This is a genomic window from Streptomyces sp. NPDC048353 (genome assembly GCF_055587165.1).
Map to the genome: position 1 here is coordinate 19096 of NZ_JBVJGU010000011.1, position 16483 is coordinate 35578.

A 16483-nucleotide genomic window follows, 5' to 3' on the forward strand; every position below is an offset into this window, starting at 1 on the left:
GGTGGCGATCAGTTCCTGAAGGGTGCCCGCGACCTCGGTGATGAGGTGGGTTTCGAGGATTTCGCGTTCGTTCGCGGAGAGGATGCGGGTGAGTTCGCCGACCTCGACCGCCAGTGCCTCGGCGAGTTCGGGTACGGCGCGCTCGCGGCCCTGGTAGACTCGACGATCATCCCCTCCTCGACCATCCGGGCCGAGGCGGTATGGCCGTGCCGGGACAGCGCGTCCTGCAAGGTTTTGAGCTCTTCGCTCAGACGCCGCTGTACGCGCTCCCAAGCACCGTCCGAGTCGTCCGTCGTCGACAGCTCCGCTTCGAGGGAACGGGCGAGGGCGATGGCCGGGGTGGCCGCCCAAGGACCGTCGGCGGCGTCCGGTACGGCGAGTTCGGGAAGTGCGACCGTGACCAGCCCGGTAGCCGTGAAGCGCTGGAGCGCGGCGACGGCCTCGGAGCGCGCGGCGGCAGCATCGGTGACAGCCTTCTCCAGCTGTACGATCCCGCCTTCGGCCCGGTTAGCCTGCCGTTCCGCCTCCGTGCGGCGGTCCTGGGACGACCGCTGATCGGCAGCGCAGCCGCGCAGGGCCTCCGCGGTCTCCGCCAGCCGCCGTTCCAGCTCGGCCACGGCCGCGCCCACGGTCGAGCGCAGCGTGGCGAGCCGCTCGTCCGCGGCTGCCGCCTCGCGGGCGGCCTCCTCCGCGCGCAGAGCGAGTTCGGCGGTGCGCTCCCCCGCCCGGCCGGTTTCCTCACGCTCCTCCTGTGCCTGCCGTGCCGCTTCGGCTCGTTCGCGCAGGGCGGGCCAGAGTGCGGCCAGGACGGCCGCGAGTTCGACGAGGGCCTGCCGTACGACGGCCAGCGCCGGCCGGTCCGGGGGCAGCCCCAGATCGGCGGCGGCCTCCTGTAGCTCGGCGCTCGCCAGCTCCGACCGCTCGGCTGCGGCCAGCGCGTCGGCGGCCCGTCCCTCACGACGGGACCTGGCCCGGCGCGCGGTGTCGGCGGCAGCCGCCGCGCGGGCGTGCGCCCGGGTCAGCGGCCCGTCGTCGGGCACCGTGGCCAGTTCGGCGTCGAGCGTACGGCGCCGGGTCTCCAGAGCCTGCGCGTGCCCGGCCTCGGCTGCCGCCTCCCCCTGGAGAAGGGACAGTTCGGCGCGCAGGGTGGTGATACGGCTGCGCCGCGCGGCTTCCCGGGCGCCCTCGCCGATGTACTCGGCCGCAGGCTTGGCCCACCGGCCGATGAGGACGCCTGCGCGGTAGCGTCCGTCCGGAGCGGCCCACGTGCCCGCCACCGGCTCGGTGCCCCCTGACCCGGCGCCCGCCTCCGCGTTCCCGGCAACCTCGCCCAGGCCGATCGCCGAAAGCAGGCGGCCCACGGTCTCCTCACCCACGTGGGCCGCCTGGGCATCGCCGTGGTCGACGGCCGGGCGCAGCACGTCAGCGAGCGATGGCCCGTCGACCGGCCCCGTCCGCGCGTCGAGGAGTACGTCGTGACCGTCCGCCGCCAGGGCCGCGCCGTCGGGGCGCACCCACGCGTCCAGCAGCCCGGCCGCTTCCAGGGCCGCCTCCAGGCCGGCGCGCTCCCGGTCCGCGACCTCGTCCCGGAAGTCGACCAGCCGCCACAGCGGGGCGCCCGGCGCCTGATCGCGCAGACCGGGGTTCCGGGTGTACGGGGCCTGCGGTCCACGGCGGCCGCCGGCCTCCAGCTCGGCGAGCTCCTGCTCCGCGTCTCGGGCACGGGCCGCCAGGGCTGCCCTGCGCTGCGCTGATTGCGCCGCCTGGTCGGCGAGTACCGCTGCCGTGGCGCTGTGCGCGTCCGATCCGTGCCGACGTGCCGGGTAGGGCCCGTCCTGGTGCCGGGTCCACTCCTGGAGCTCGTCCAACAGTCCGACCGGGTCGGCGTACGCGAGCTCCTCGCACCGGCCCGCGTGCTCGCGTACGGCATCCACCAGGGCCCGACTCGCGGCCGTCACGGTCTCGTCGGCCGCGCCCTGTTCCTCGGCGGCGTGCGCCAGGTCGGTTTCCGTCTCGTCGAGCCGCAGTGCGGCGGCCCGGCGCTCGGCCGCCGCCGCCTCGGCGCGGTCCGCGAGCTCCTCGACGTGCGCGAGGGCGCGGTGTCGGCGGTCGGTCGCCTCGGACACAGCGGCGCGCAGTTCGGCCGGCGTCAGCCCCTCGTCCCCGGGCAGGTCCAGCCGGGCCGCCGCGGCGGTCTCCCGCGCGAGGCGAAGCGTGTCCTCGACTCGGTGCCCGGCGGCCTGGAACCGGTTCTCCGCTGCCGCGAGGCGCCCGAGCGCCCGTGTGTGCAGCAGCGCGGCCTCCTCTCGGTCGGCGCGTGCGCGTGCGCTGTCCTGCCCGCACCGTTCCAACACCTTTGCAGCCCGCTCCAGTTCATGGGCGCTGCGCATTTCCGGGCCCTCACGCAGGGCCGCGTCGACGGCCTGCAGTCGGGCCTGCGTCTCGGTGAGCGCGGCGATCCGCTCATCGGCTGCCGCACGCTCCTCATCGGCCGCGGCCTTCTCGGCCTGTGCCTCGGCGAGGTCGCGCAGCAGGTGCTCGTACTTCGAGTGCTCGCTGCGCGGGAGGCGTGCGCGGCGGCGGGAGGCGATGCGGGCGTAGCGCCGGTAGTGGTCGAGGAACGCGGAGGCCGCGCGCTCGGCCGCGCCGGCGGCCCGCAGCTCCTCCTTCTCCTCGTCCAGGGAGCGGAATGCCTCGGCCACATCGGCGATGACGGCCTGGTCCATGGGCGGGAGCGCTTCGGTGAGGGCGCGGGAGAGAGCGGCTTCGTTGGGGCGTTTGGACAGTTGGGGCTGGCGCAGCTGGATGAGCAGGTCCACGAGGGCGCCGTAGCGCTGCTCCCCGAGCCCGAAGAGCGCCTCGTCGACGGCCCGGCGATAGGTCTTGGCCTGGTCGTAGACCATTCCGTGTCCCGCGACCGCCTCGATGAGCCGGTCGCGGGACAACACCGTGCTGGTGGCGTCGAGGAGGCTGAGCGACCCCTCCGACACCGCCCCGGCCGGTGCGTGGTCGATCCGCTGAGCGGTCACCGCCCACCAGTGCCGGGCGATGCCGCGCCCGCTGACGGCCTTGAGCCCGCAGACGAGCGTACGGAACTGCTCCTCGCCGCTCACCTCGTCGCGGCGGCCGAACTCCACCCAGGTGTAGCCGAGCCGTTCGGAGTGGGGGTGCTCGCCGCCGAGCAGCAGATTCCACTCCATCCTCTTTCCGGCGTCTCCGTCGGGCTCCATCCGGCGCGCGCTCAGGTCCCCGTCGAGTAGGAAGGGCAGGGTCAGGGCGAGCACCTTGGACTTGCCGGTGCCGTTGTTCCCCCGGAGCAGCAGCCGCCCGTCGCGGAAGTGGAATTCCTCCACGTCGTAGTGGAAAAGATCGACGAGACCGATCCGCAGGGGCTGCCAGCGGGCGCGCGCGGGGGCCGGGAGTACGGCACGGGGGGTCAACGCTGGTGGGCCTTTCGCTGCGCGGGCACCTGAGCGGTGCCGATTGTGCGGGGTTCGAGTACGACGGTCTCGCCGACCGCGTACCGGGCGAGCGCCGGGCGCGGCACCACCCCTTCAGGGGTACGGGAGACCAGGCCGAGGGCGGCGAGCCGACTGACGGCCTGCTCCACGAGCTCACCCTCGGCTCCGGGCTCACGGGCCGACTTGGCCCAGAAGCCTCCGTGTTCGGCGGCCAGTCCGGCGACGCGGCGCTCAAGGTCTGCCGTGGAGACGACCATGCCTTCGGCCCTCGTGAGGAACTCGGCGAGCAGCAGGGTGACGTGACCGTGGGTGCCGGATTCCGGCATGCGGACGTCGGTGAGGTCGTCGTCGGGGTCGACCATGGCGATGCCTTCGGCCCTGACCTCGGCCACCAGGCCCGTCAGTTCGGAGATGCGTGCGGTGAGGAAACCGCGCTGGCGGGTGAGGTAGCCCAGCTCGGCGTCGGTCAGTTCGTCGTAGTAGAGCACGGGGTCGTCCAACAGTCGGCGGGTCAGCGAGCGGCGCATCGCCCGGAACCGGAGTTCGTCACTGTCGAGGGCCGTTTCGGCGGTGAGCCCGACGAGCCGCTCGTCCAGGGTGGCGGCCCGGATGGTGGACGGGCCGCGTCGGGTCGCGAGCAGCCCGGCGAGCACCCGCCGTTCGACGTCGTACAGGACGTCTCCGGCGCCGCTGACGTACGCCTCTTCGTCGCCGGCGACGCGCCGCAGTACTCCGAGGCTGAGCAGGAGGCGTACGACGGCGGCGAGGTCGAGGCGCTCGTCGCGGCGGTCCAGGGTGAACTGGATGCCCGTCGCGGCCAACTGCGGATCAGCGGCGTCGAGGACGACCTGGTCGGCGAGGCGACCGAGCGCGATCTGCGCCTCACCGCGTTCGAGGGCGGCGAGGGCGAGGCAGAGCAGGACGTACCGGCGGCGGGTGAAGGGAGCGGCGCTGCGCGTCGCCTCGCGGGCGGGGTGGGTTGCATCGGCGAGGTGGGCAGGGATCTTGCCCAGCCGGGCGGTCTCGGCGTCGACCTGGAGGGACCAGCCGGTGTCGGAGGCGTGCCGCCGGACGAGACGGAACTCGTCGGCGTACGCGCCGACGGCGAGCAGCAGAGGCTGCTTCAACAGAGCGCGGGCGGCCTTGCGCAGTTCCGCGGCGTGCTGCCCGTCCAGCACTTCGGCGAGCGGAGTACTCACAGTCCGTCGTCTCCTTCCGCCAGATCGATGATCTCGATGGTGTGGTCAGGGCCGCGGAAGACGCCGCCCGGCGTGCGGACCTCGGCCGCGGATCCATCGGCCAAGGCGGTGAGTCGGATCTCCATGGACCCGTCATTGCTGGCGGCCACCGTGTGCGTCATACCGGGCCGCCAGGTGGCCAGGGCGTCCCCGAGGAGCTGGAGGAAGAGCCGGAAGCTGACGGGGTCGAGCTCGCCGAGCCCGGACAGGCGGGTGCTGCCGTCGGTGACGAGCCGGGCCCGCGCGGCCGCGATCTCCGCGGCCTGTTTGACGGCCACCTCGGCGAGTCTGCGGCGCGCTTCTTGCCGGTCCTCCACCTTGCGGGGCTTGCCGCGCCGCTCGTAGCTGCCGGTACGGCGCAGCTGCGGGCTGATGCGCAGCGGCTCGGCGTCGGCCCATGGAGTGGACGCCGGCTCGGGCCGGGCGGCGCGGGCGGCCAGCGTCTCGGCGTCCACCGTGAGGTGCCGGGCCGGGTACAGCCCGAAGGCGGTGCGCCACAGCCGGTGCCGGGCGTCGTCGTCGGGGGCCTCGGCGAACCAGCGGGCGAGCGTACGGAAGTCGGCGGACCGGTCGGAACGCCCTGCCCGCCGCTCGTTCAGCGACCGTACGACGGCCAGCAGCTGGGGTACGGCCCCGAGCGCACGGCCGCGCAGCAGCCGGGCCTGCGATTCCCGGCCGTCCCGGCTGAGGAACCAGGCCGCCAGCCCGGCCCACCGGCCGGCCCACCGTACGTACGCGGCCTGCTCGGCGTACGTGGCCTCCTGTGGCGTGGCGTCGGCGGCCGGGCGGCGGCGGCGGCGCGCAGCAGCGCCTCGATGCTCCCGCCCTCCTCCAGCTCCAGGATCAGCCGGGCGATGCGTCCGCCGAGGGTGATGAGGTCCTGGATGAACCGTTCCAGGTACTGGATGAGCTGGTCCTTGTAGGCGAGGAAGACCTCCTCCCCCACGTCGTGGAGGTCGATGGTCCGCTGCAGGGACCCCATGAAGGCCCGCGCGTTGTCGGCCAGGGCCCCGAACCGGCTGGCGAGCCCGTCCAGCGCGAGATGCGTCTTGGCCGGATCCGGCGCCTCCTCGGCCGCCAGCACGAGGAGGGCGCGGAGCTGGGTGACGATGTCGTGCAGCGCGACGGCCTGGAGCGCACCCCGCCGCCCGAGCGCCTCGTCGTAGGCGGACAGGGCCTCCTCGGCCGCCTCGCCCTCCCGGGTGAGCTGGTAGATGTACCGCTTGCGGTAGAAGTCCTCGACGGCCGTGACCCGCCCAGTGTCCGGGTCGGCCCGCAGATTCCCCCACTCGACCAGCTTGTCCAGTGCGCCGACGAAACCCTCCAACTCGCCGGGCCGTACGGCGGCGGGCAGCGCGGCGTACACGTCCTCGGGCCGCAGATGCACGGCGAACCGCTCCTTGGCCATGAGGAAGGCGCGCATCACCGAGCGGTAGAGCAGCACGTTCGGGGCGGTGAGATGCGCGAAGGGCCCGTACCCGTCCGGAGGGCCCTCCGGACGGGAAGAAGTCATGTCCATCGCCTGCCATCCTCCCGGACCGTTCTCCGTGATCGGCAGGGACTTAAGTTCTTGACCGATTCGCACCACTCTTGATCGCGCCTGCCCTGCACTCGCGGCATCCGCAAGCCCGGGCGCTGCCCGCTTCGTCGCAGGTGCCCCGGATGTCAAGGCCCACCGTTAGGATCTCCCGAGAGCTTTGTCTACCGCCGGATGGCCGAGCCAATCAGCTCTTCAGCACGCAGCGACGAAGCGGGGGCGGCACATGCGGGAAGGCCGGTGGACCACGGTCACCGAGTCCGAGTACGAGCACGAGCACCGCGGCCTGGAAACCATCCGCGAGAAGCTGCCGGACTCCGATCCGTGGCGGGCCTGGTCGAACTTCACCTTCACCGCGAACACCGGGCACGTCCGCGAGATCGATCTCCTCGTCATCGCCCCCGGCGGCGTCTGCATGATCGAGCTGAAGAACTGGCACGGCTCCCTGACCAGCGAGAACGGCACCTGGGTCCAGACCGCGCCCAACGGTCGTCGCGTCCTGCACGGCAACCCGCTGCACCTCGTCAACAAGAAGGCCAAGGAGCTCGCCGGGTTGCTCGGCCAGAACGGCAAGCGCGTCTGGGTCGCCGAAGCCGTCTGCTTCACGGACGACGGCCTGCGCATCCGACTGCCCGCCCATGACGAGAACGGCGTCTACACCGTCTCCGAACTGGTCGCGATGCTGCAGCAGCCCCCGCGTGACGAGCGCCGGCGCATCACCGCCGTCGACTCCCGCGAGATCAAGGCCGCCCTGGAGCGGGTCGGCGTCCGCCCCAGCGATGCCAAGTACAAGGTCGGCCCGTACGAGCTGAAGCGGAAGGCCTTCGACTCCGGCGAGACGTGGGCCGACTACCTCGCCGAGCACACCGAGCTGCCCGAGGTCGCCCGCGTCCGCATCTACCTGCGCGAACGCGGTTCGGACACCTCGATCCGGCAGTCCGTGGAGAACGCCGCCCGGCGCGAGGCCGCGGTCCTGCGCCGCTTCCGGCACCCCGGCGTCGTCCAGCTCAAGCAGTACGACCCGTCCGGGCACTCCTCCGGCCCCGCCCTGATCTTCGACTACCACCCGCACACCCTGCGTCTGGACGAATACCTCCTCCAGTACGGCGAGAAGCTCGACATCCTCGGCCGCATGGCGCTCGTCCGGCAGCTCGCCGAGACGATGCGGTCCGCGCACTCCAGCCGCATCCACCACCGGGCGCTGGCCGCCCGCTCCGTCCACGTGCTGCCACGCAACCGGGGCCGCGAGGGTCAGGCCGTCGGCGAGGACGCGGCCTGGCTCTCCCCGCACCTGCAGATCTCCGACTGGCAGATCGCCACCCAGCGCAGCGGCACGGGCGGCTCCGGGGAGGGGATGACCCGGTTCGCTCCGACCGCGCTGTCCGCGATGCACCTGGCGGAGGGCTCCGACCCCTACCTTGCGCCCGAACTGACCGCGCTGAACGCCGACCCGGTGCACCTCGACGTCTACGGCCTCGGCGTCCTCACCTACCTCCTCGTGACGGGCAAGGCACCGGCCGCGAGCCAGGCGGAGCTGCTCACGCGCCTCGAAGCCGGCGAGGGCCTGCGTCCCAGCTCGCTGGTGGACGGCCTCTCCGAGGACATCGACGACCTGGTCCAGGCGGCCACCGCCTACCGGCCCGGCCAGCGCCTCTCCAGCATCGACGAGTTCCTCGAGATGCTGGAACTGGTCGAGGACTCCCTCACGACCCCCGCCGCGCCCCCGGTACCGGAAGCCCCCGAGAAGGACCCGCTCGAAGCCGTCGCCGGCGACGTACTGGGCGGCCGCTGGCAGGTCCGCCGCCGCCTGGGCACCGGCTCGACCAGCCGCGCCTACCTCGTGTACGACCATGACCACGTGGCGCGCAAGACGCGCCCGCTCGCCGTCCTGAAGGTGGCGCTCTCCGACAGCCGGGGCGAGATCCTCGCCCACGAGGCCGCGGTCATGGGGCGCCTGCGCGCCGACTCCCGCGTCATCCGGCTCGTGGAGCCGGAGCCGCTGAAGATCGCCGACCGCACGGTCCTCGTCCTGGAGTACGTGGGCGACGAGCGGGAGGAGACCGGCGAGGGCGAGGAATCCGGAACCCCCCGTACCCGCCGCCGCGAGGAGACGGTCGCCCGCCAGCTGCGCGAGAGCGGCCGGCTCCAGATCGACCAGCTGGAGGCGTACGGCGACTACCTCTTCGGCGCCGTGGACTTCCTGGAGGGCGAGAGCGTCTGGCACCGCGACATCAAGCCGGACAACATCGCCATCCGCATCCGCCCGAACCGCACCCGCGAGCTCGTCCTCATCGACTTCTCTCTGGCCGGATACCCGGCGAAGGACTACGAGGCCGGCACCGAGGGCTACCTCGACCCGTTCATAGGGACGCTGACCCGGACCGCCTACGACTCGCACGCCGAGCGGTACGCGGTCGCGGTCACCCTGCACCAGATGGCCTCGGGCGAGCTGCCCAAGTGGGGCGACGGCTCGGTACTGCCCCGGATGACCGACCCGAAGAAGCACCCGCACCCCACCATCGCGAAGGACGCCTTCGAGCCCGGGGTGCGCGACGGCCTGGTCGCCTTCTTCGAAAAAGCCCTGCACCGGGACGCCGCCCAGCGTTTCCCCGAGCTGAAGCCGATGCGGGACGCCTGGAAGAAGATCTTCCTGGACGCCACGCAGACCGTCCCGTCCAGCCACCGCTCCCGGCACCCGGAGCCCTCCGAGACTCCGTCCGTCGAGGCCGGCCAGGCCACCATCGCGGACGCCGAACCGCTCACCGCGGAGCAGCAGCGCGAGCAGCTCGCGGCGGAGGTCACCCGCGACACCCACCTGTCGGCCGCCGGCCTCACCCCTGCCGCCGAGGCGTTCCTGTACGGGCTGGGCGTCACGACGGTCGGGGAGCTCCTCGACTACAGCCGCCGCAAGCTCCTCAACGCACCCGGCCTCGGCGCGAAGACCCGCAGCGAGGTCCAGCGTCGCCAGCGCGAGTGGGGCGACCGGCTACGCGAGACCCCGATCTCGCCGCTCACCCCGAGGGGCCGGGCCGAGGCCAAGGAGGAACTGGCCCAGCTGTCCGCCACCGAGTCGGCGCTGCTCGGTACCCTGGCCAGCAGAGACTCCGCCGGGGGCCTCACCGGCTCCGCGCTGCGCGCGGTCAGCCTGGACACGCTGGCCACGATCTTCGTACCGGAGCTCAACAACAACCGCTCGAACCACAACAAGGTCGAGACGGTACGCCTGCTCCTGCGTCTTCCCGACGCGCAGGGCGAACTCCCGGACATCGGGGTCTGGCCCAAGCAGAAGGACGTCGCGGACGCGCTCGGCCTGTCGGCCGGCCGGATCCCGCAGCTCCTGAAGGAGGAGCGCAAGCGCTGGAAGAAGCACCCGGCGGTGCAGGCGCTCCGGGCCGAGATCATGGATCTCCTCTCCGACCTGGGACGGGTCGCCTCCGCCGCCGAGATCGCCGACGCCCTCGCCGTGCGGCGCGGTACGCAGCTGTCCGAGCGCGAGCAGCGGCGCGCGCTGGCGCTGGCCGCCGTACGGGCCGTGGTGGAGGTGGAGCAACTGGAGCCCGAGGAAGCCGAGTTCCAGCACCAGCCCAACCGTAAGGCCACCGAGGAGGCCCTGGGCGCGGGCCTGCTCGCCCTCGACGTCCGCGAGGACGACGCCCCGGACACCCCGACGGCGCCGGGCCTGCTCGACTACGCGACCCGTCTGGGGAAGACGGCCGACCGCCTGGCCAAACTCGAAACCCTGCCGACGGCGACCACGGTACTGACCGAACTCGGCTCCCTCACCCCGCCGCCCGGCTCGGTGGAGTGGGACGAACGCCGCCTGGTGGAGCTGGCAGCCGCCGCTTCCCTCAACGCGGCGGCGACGCCCCGCCTGGAGATCTACCGGCGCGACCTGTCGCTCGTACGCGCCCTGCGGCTTACCCAGGCCGGTCTGGTCCGACTCATCCCCGGCGTACCGGAGGCCCGCCAGCCGGGCGTAACGGGCGAGGACGTCCACGAGCGCGTCCGGGCCCGCTTCCCCGAGCTGGTCCTTCCTGACTCTCGTGGCGGCTTCTCCCACGACCTCCCGACGGCCGGCCCGCTGACGAAGGCCCTGCGGGACGCGGGCTTCGACCTGACCCTGTCCACGCGCGAGGACACCAAGACCCTGCGCTACCTGCCCACGCGGATGGACAGCGCGTCCAGCTACCTGACCACGGGTGCGTGGCGGCAGGCCACGGACGTGGGTGCGGTGACGCGGTACGCGGACGACCCCGCGCTGGCGGGTGCGGTCCGCGCGCAGGAACGCCTGGCCGCCTCGGCCCGCCGCGACGGCTACCGCGTCCTGACCGTGCACCACCACCGGCCGGAGGAGGCGGTACGGGCGTTGGGCTCGGCCCCCATCTCCGCCCAGGCCGTCTCGGTGACGGCCCTCTTCCTGGAGGCGATGCACGCGCTGGCTCCGGAGGGGTCGAAGCCGACGTGGGAGACGCTGCTGAAGGCGGACGTGGCGGAGGCGGGCTCGCGGGGCGCGGTGAAGTTCGCGGAGTACGCGCGAACGGCGTGGGGCGCGGTGGAGCCACAGATCCGCAACCTGCTGGACCGCGCCACCGGCTCGGGCCCGGTCCTCCTGACGGAGGCCGCGGTCTTCGCCCGCTACGACGCGATGGGCGTCCTGGACCGCCTGGCGGAGGCGGCCCGCCAGGGCGGTCGCGGCCTGTGGTTGCTGGTACCGCAGGGCGACCCGTCCAGGGAGCCGAAGCTGAGCCAGGTAGCGGTGGCGTACCAGGCAGGCTTGGGTGAGTGGATCGAACTTCCGGACTCGTGGGTCAAGGACGCGAGTATGAGCAGGACAGCAGTGACGGACGGAACCGAGGGAGACACGAAGTGATCGACCGCAAGGCCCTGTTGAACGACCTGAAGCAGCAGGTCAAAGCGGTCGAGACGGACCTCGGCAAGCAGGTCAAGGCCGTCACCGAGGTGGGCACCCGCCTGCGCGCCGAGTACGACCAGGCCCGCAAGCTGGGCCGCACGGCGGCGACGTGGAACTCCTGGCTGGATGAGCGGATCACCCAGGTCGCGGTGGCCTGGGTCCTGGGCACGGTCTTCGTCCGCTTCTGCGAGGACAACGAACTGATCCCGGAGCCCTACCTGACGGCCCCGGACCCGGATCGTCGCGACCTCGCTCTGGCCCGGTACGAGGAGTACGTGGCGAAGGACGCGGACCCGACGTTCCGCGGCTGGCTGGAGCGCGCCTTCGCGGACCTGGGCGCGGGCCAGGCGGGCCGGCTGCTGTTCGACCGCAAGCACAACCCGCTGTTCCAGATCCCGCTGTCGCACGACGGGGCGCGGGAACTGATCGCGTTCTGGCGTGAGCGCGATGAGGCGGGCGTGCTGGTACACGACTTCACGGACAAGCTGAACGAGGACGGCACGGAGGGCTGGGACACCCGGTTCTTGGGAGACCTGTACCAGGACCTGAGCGAGGCAGCACGGAAGACGTACGCGCTGCTCCAGACCCCGGAGTTCGTGGAGGAGTTCATCCTCGATCGGACGATGGACCCGGCGGTGCGGGAGTTCGGCTATGAGGGCCTGAAGATGATCGACCCTACGTGCGGGTCGGGCCACTTCGTCCTGGGCGCGTTCCGACGACTGGTCCGCTTGTGGACCGAGGGCCAGCCAGCACGGGACGTGCACGAGCGCGTGCGAGCGGCGCTGGATTCGGTGCACGGCGTGGACCTTAACCCGTCCGCGGTGGCTATTGCTCGGTTCCGTTTGTTGGTCGCGGGGATGGCAGCCAGTGGTGTCCGAACGATGGGTGAGGCCGCAAAGTACGAATGGCCGGTGCACTTGGCAGTCGGCGACTCACTAATCAAGCACCGGCACCAGCAAGGCAACCTTTTCGAGGACTCGGAGGCCGAAGGCTCCGACGAACTAGCTGAGTTCAAGTATGTAACGGAGGACGTGCACGAGCACCCGGACATCCTCCGCCAAGGTCGCTATCACGTGGTTGTCGGCAACCCGCCGTATATCCAAGTTAAGGATAAAAAACTCAACGAACTTTACCGGAATCTTTACGACGCTTGCGCAGGGACCTACGCCCTTTCGGTGCCTTTCTCCCAAAGGTTCTTCGAACTGGCCACGCAGGGATCCGGGGATCACGGATACGGGCTGGTCGGGCAGATCACCGCGAATTCCTTCATGAAGCGCGAGTTCGGCACTCGGCTCATTGAGACGTATTTCGGACACGAGGTTGAGCTAACGGAAGTTGTTGACACCTCTGGCGCTTATATTCCGGGACACGGAACCCCAACAGTCATCTTGGTGGGCAAGCGACGCAACGGCAGCGGACGCTCAGCGACCATCCGTACAGTGCGAAGCATTCAAGGCGAGCCCGCCGCACCAGCGAACCCCGAAAACGGCCTTGTCTGGAACGCCATCGTGAAGCAGATCGACGAGCCAGGATCCCTCAGCCAGTGGGTTTCCGTAGACGACCTCGGAAGGGTGGAGCACTTCGGTAAGCAGCCATGGATTCTTACCGATGGCGGCCTTGAAATGATTGAACTGCTCAACAAGGGCAGTAGCCGAAGGATGAAGGCAGCTATCGAGCCGCCAATCGGGCGAGCAGTCCGGGTGGGAGCAGATTCCGCCTATCTCCGGCCCATCCGCGCCTCATATCAAACCTTCGCAGACCGTCGCGGCTTGCGACCGTTTATGACCGGTGAAGTAGTTCGAGACTGGTGCGCCAATCCCGAAGAAGCCATCTGGTTCCCCTACGCCACAGACTTCGAAGCTACTGGCCTAATCCGCGAGTTGTGGCCCATGCGTCGCCTACTGCAAGCGCGTGGAACATTTCAGGGAGATATGGCCGCAGCGGGACTACAGTGGTGGGACTACATGCAATACACGGCATCTGCCTACCGAACTCCACTGTCGATCATGTTCGCCTTCGTGGCGACACAGAATCACTTTGTTCTCGATCGCGGAGGAAGTGTGTTCAACCGCGCTGCTCCCGTAATCAAGCTCCCGAAGGGAACAGCTGAGGTCGATTACCTTCGACTGCTCGGCCTACTCAACAGCTCTACTGCCGGGTTCTGGCTCCGGCAGGTAAGCCACGACAAGGGACGTCCGGGTGCAGATGTCGCAGGGGCAGACGAGCCCTGGGAACACCGATTCGAGTTTACGGGAACGAAACTTGAAGAATTCCCGCTCCCTCACGACTTCCAGAGTCCTCTGATCGAGAATCTGGAAGCACTTGGCCAGGAACTTAATACCATTAACCCTAGCGCCATTGCAGCCTCTGGCGTGCCCACCGTCGCCACTCTTCGAGAAGGGCGCAATCGGTGGGAATCGACCCGGGGCCGCATGATTGCCCTTCAAGAGGAACTCGACTGGCAGGTCTACGCCGCTTACGGCCTTCTTGAAGGTGCCCCCTCCATGCCCGCAGGCGGTCTTCCTGAGGTAGCGCCCGCTGAGCGCGCATTCGCCATTGTGCTAGCACGCAAGGCGGATCGAGGCGAGGTCAACACCTCGTGGTTCGGTCACCACAACCACAGGTTCACCCCGACCATCGAAATCCCCGCGCACTGGCCAGCCGCATACCGCGAGGTCATCCAGAAGCGAATCGATATCATCGAGTCGAACCGCGCCATCGGCATGGTCGAGCGGCCCGAGTACAAGCGGCGGTGGGCCACCGAGGGGTGGGACGCCCTTCAAGAGAAGGCACTGCGGTCCTGGCTGCTCGATCGGGTCGAGAACCGTGATCACTGGTTCGACGAGAACGGAATGCCTGCCGTCATCAACCTCTCGCGGCTTACCGACCGCCTCTCCCGCGACGAGGACTTTGTCTCCGTCGCCAAAATCTACGCGCCCCGCAAGGAGCTGCCCGCTGTGGTCGCGGAGCTGATGACCAACGAGCACGTGCCGTTCCTGCCCGCCCTGCGGTACAAGCCCTCCGGGCTGAAGAAGCGCGAGGACTGGGAGCACGTCTGGGACCTGCAGCGGAAGGAGGACGCCGCACCGGACGAGCCGGCCAAGCGGAAGATCCGGGAGACGATTCCCGTGCCGCCGAAGTACACCTCGGCGGACTTCCTGCGGCCCTCCTACTGGAAGGCCCGCGGCAAGCTCGACGTGCCCAAGGAGCGGTTCATCTCGTACGGCCAGACCAACACCCCCACGCCCGACCTCTACGGCTGGGCCGGCTGGGACCACCGGGAGCAGGCGTATGCCCTCGACGCGTACATCGCCTCCCACGAGGCGCTCACCTCCGAGGAACTGACGCCGTTCCTTGCCGGGCTGCTGGAGCTCCAACCCTGGCTTGAGCAGTGGCACGACGAGTTCGATGCGAGCTTCGGCGCTTCGCCGGCCGCGTTCTTCCGTGGCGACCGGCAGATGGTGCAGGGCGAGCACGGCCTGACCGACGACGACCTGCGCGCCTGGCGCCCGGCCGCCGCCACCCGAGGACGACGCACGACCAAGAAGTAGAGCACCGACAACGCCAGCGGCCTCCGCGAACCCAAGGGTTCTCGGAGGCCGTCCGGTTTGTGGTCGTTCCTCAGCAAGGAAGTTGGCCGTCCTTGACGGCGGTGACGAAGGCCGACCAGCCACCCGCCGGGAAGACGAGCACCGGACTGTGCGGGTCCTTGCTGTCCCGCACTGGGACGACGCTGCCGAAGCCGTCGCAGACCTCGACGCACGCGCCGCCGTCCTGATTGCTGTAGCTGCTCTTGCGCCAGGTCGCGGCGGTCAGGTCGATGGATCGCACGGCACTTCCTCCAACATGCGCAGGACGAATTTCCGCGACTCGGCCGGAGAAAGCGCCAGGTCACGCGTCGCATCGTACGCACGTTGCATGCGCTCCACCGCGGCGTTCTCCTCGATGAGTTCGCCTCCATAGCCGTGCTCGGTGTATGCCACCGTACGCCCGTCCGGCAGGCGCAGAAACCAGACGTCGGTCGTCGACAAACCATGCAACCCGGCGCTCTGCAGGAGCACCTGAACTGTCACGTTCGGCAGCTCAGCCACCTCAACCAGGTACTCAAGCTGCTCCCTCCAAGCCTCCGCATCCCGAAGGGCCGTACGCAACGTCGCCTCCGACAGGATCGTCCGGAATGGCGGCGCTCCCTCCCCCTCCAGCAGTTCCCGCCGCCCAAGTCGCGCCTCTACCTGCTGGGCCAGCGCATCCCCCGTGAACCCGCCCGCAGCCAGCAACTCCGTCGCGTACCCCCGCGTCTGAAGCAACCCCGGCAACACACTCACCGCAAAATGCCACAGGCTCACCGCCTCGGCCTCCAGCGTCATGTACCGCCGGTACCGCTCCTTGAACTGCGTCTTGTCCCCGCGCGCCAACTCCCACAACACGAGCAGCATCCCCGAGGTCCCGTAGTGCTGGTCCAGCGCCTGTACGACCTCCGGCCCGCCCAGGGTCTCGCCCTTCTCCATCTTCCCGAAGAGCGACCAGTCCCACCCCAGCCGCTCCCCCAGCTGCCGCAGGCTCACGCCGCTCCGCGCCCTCAGGTGCCGCAGCTCCTCCGCGAAGCGCTGCCGCGGCTCCTGGCTCCGACCCGTCACCACCCGACGTGGCGGCATCACGGCTCCTCCCCTGATCTCCGTGGAAGGTGTGGAACTACCGCTGTGGGCCGAGGAACCAGACCCCGTCCACAGTGTCGCCAGCCTCCGGCGGGATCCATGCTCGTAGTGCCCGGGCTACGCACCGTAATCCACCCCACACCCTCCGGTCCGGGAACCAGAGCACGGCCAGCCAAAGGAGTCCGCCATGCCCACCTCCCGCCCCACCACCCCCAACCAGCGCAAGATCAAGGAAGCCCTGGACGCCCGCGACGCCCTCGCCGCCGCTCTCACCCGGGCCGGCATCCAGTTGCCCGCCATGGACGTCCGTACGCCCTGGGCCGACGAGTCCCGCTATGCCCTCGTCCATCTCGGGCTCTGCTCGGCGCCCGTGGCACACGCCCTCGCGGAAGTGATCACGAGGGGCGCCTCCCGGTGACGGCCGAACCTCACGCCGGCCGCCCCGCCCTCGGCGAGATCGTCCGCGACACCCACCACAACCGCCTCGGCATCGTCACCGACCGCCTCGGCCCGTACCTCCGGCTCCGTCCCCTCGACGGCGGCCGGGAATGGAACGCGGACCCGGAAGACACCGAGCCTCTCAGCCCACCCGAAGCCCTCCGCGCCCGCCTCGCGGAGGTGAACGCCCGAAGCCGCAAGCCCCGTCCGAGCGGGTGAGCCGACCTCCTGCCTCCGCGGCC

The 16483-nt window shown here is 70.4% G+C and carries 8 protein-coding genes and 1 pseudogene; 4 read left to right on the plus strand and 5 right to left on the minus strand.

Annotation, left to right across the window (positions count from 1 at the left end; genetic code table 11):
- Positions 1 to 8: 8 nt before the first annotated feature.
- From ACZ6RC_RS30535 to ACZ6RC_RS30545, 3 genes and pseudogenes are all read right to left on the minus strand, one after another.
- Positions 9 to 3440, minus strand: a complete 3432-nt coding sequence (locus ACZ6RC_RS30535; protein WP_469589337.1) for a TIGR02680 family protein — start codon at positions 3438 to 3440, stop codon at positions 9 to 11.
- A complete protein-coding gene (locus tag ACZ6RC_RS30540; protein ID WP_469589340.1) occupies positions 3437 to 4660 on the minus strand; it encodes a TIGR02678 family protein in 1224 nt (407 codons plus the stop codon). Before ACZ6RC_RS30540 ends, ACZ6RC_RS30535 begins: the two co-directional genes overlap by 4 nt.
- A pseudogene (locus ACZ6RC_RS30545) lies at positions 4657 to 6218 on the minus strand (TIGR02677 family protein). Before ACZ6RC_RS30545 ends, ACZ6RC_RS30540 begins: the two are co-directional and overlap by 4 nt.
- A gap of 244 nt (positions 6219 to 6462) precedes the next feature.
- Between ACZ6RC_RS30545 and pglW the strand changes: the two are divergent.
- Both pglW and pglX read left to right on the plus strand, forming a co-directional pair.
- Positions 6463 to 11106, plus strand: a complete 4644-nt coding sequence (gene pglW, locus ACZ6RC_RS30550) for a BREX system serine/threonine kinase PglW (RefSeq protein ID WP_469589342.1) — start codon at positions 6463 to 6465, stop codon at positions 11104 to 11106.
- A complete protein-coding gene (gene pglX / locus ACZ6RC_RS30555) occupies positions 11103 to 14699 on the plus strand; it encodes a BREX-2 system adenine-specific DNA-methyltransferase PglX (protein ID WP_469589345.1) in 3597 nt (1198 codons plus the stop codon). Before pglW ends, pglX begins: the two co-directional genes overlap by 4 nt.
- A 70-nt stretch (positions 14700 to 14769) precedes the next feature.
- Here pglX and ACZ6RC_RS30560 read toward each other — a convergent pair whose 3' ends face one another.
- Positions 14770 to 14979, minus strand: coding sequence for a DUF397 domain-containing protein (locus ACZ6RC_RS30560; RefSeq protein WP_469589347.1), 210 nt, complete (start codon positions 14977 to 14979; stop codon positions 14770 to 14772).
- Positions 14961 to 15803, minus strand: coding sequence for a helix-turn-helix domain-containing protein (locus ACZ6RC_RS30565; RefSeq protein WP_469589607.1), 843 nt, complete (start codon positions 15801 to 15803; stop codon positions 14961 to 14963). Before ACZ6RC_RS30565 ends, ACZ6RC_RS30560 begins: the two co-directional genes overlap by 19 nt.
- Before the next feature lie 187 nt (positions 15804 to 15990).
- On the opposite strand from ACZ6RC_RS30565, the gene ACZ6RC_RS30570 reads away from it, so the two are divergent.
- Together ACZ6RC_RS30570 and ACZ6RC_RS30575 are read left to right on the plus strand one after the other, a co-directional pair.
- Positions 15991 to 16221: a hypothetical protein gene (locus ACZ6RC_RS30570; RefSeq protein ID WP_384907509.1), complete on the plus strand. Its 231-nt coding sequence runs from the start codon at positions 15991 to 15993 to the stop codon at positions 16219 to 16221.
- Entirely contained in the window at positions 16218 to 16460 is a 243-nt protein-coding gene (locus tag ACZ6RC_RS30575; RefSeq protein WP_469589350.1) for a hypothetical protein, read from the plus strand. Before ACZ6RC_RS30570 ends, ACZ6RC_RS30575 begins: the two co-directional genes overlap by 4 nt.
- Positions 16461 to 16483 lie beyond the last annotated feature (23 nt).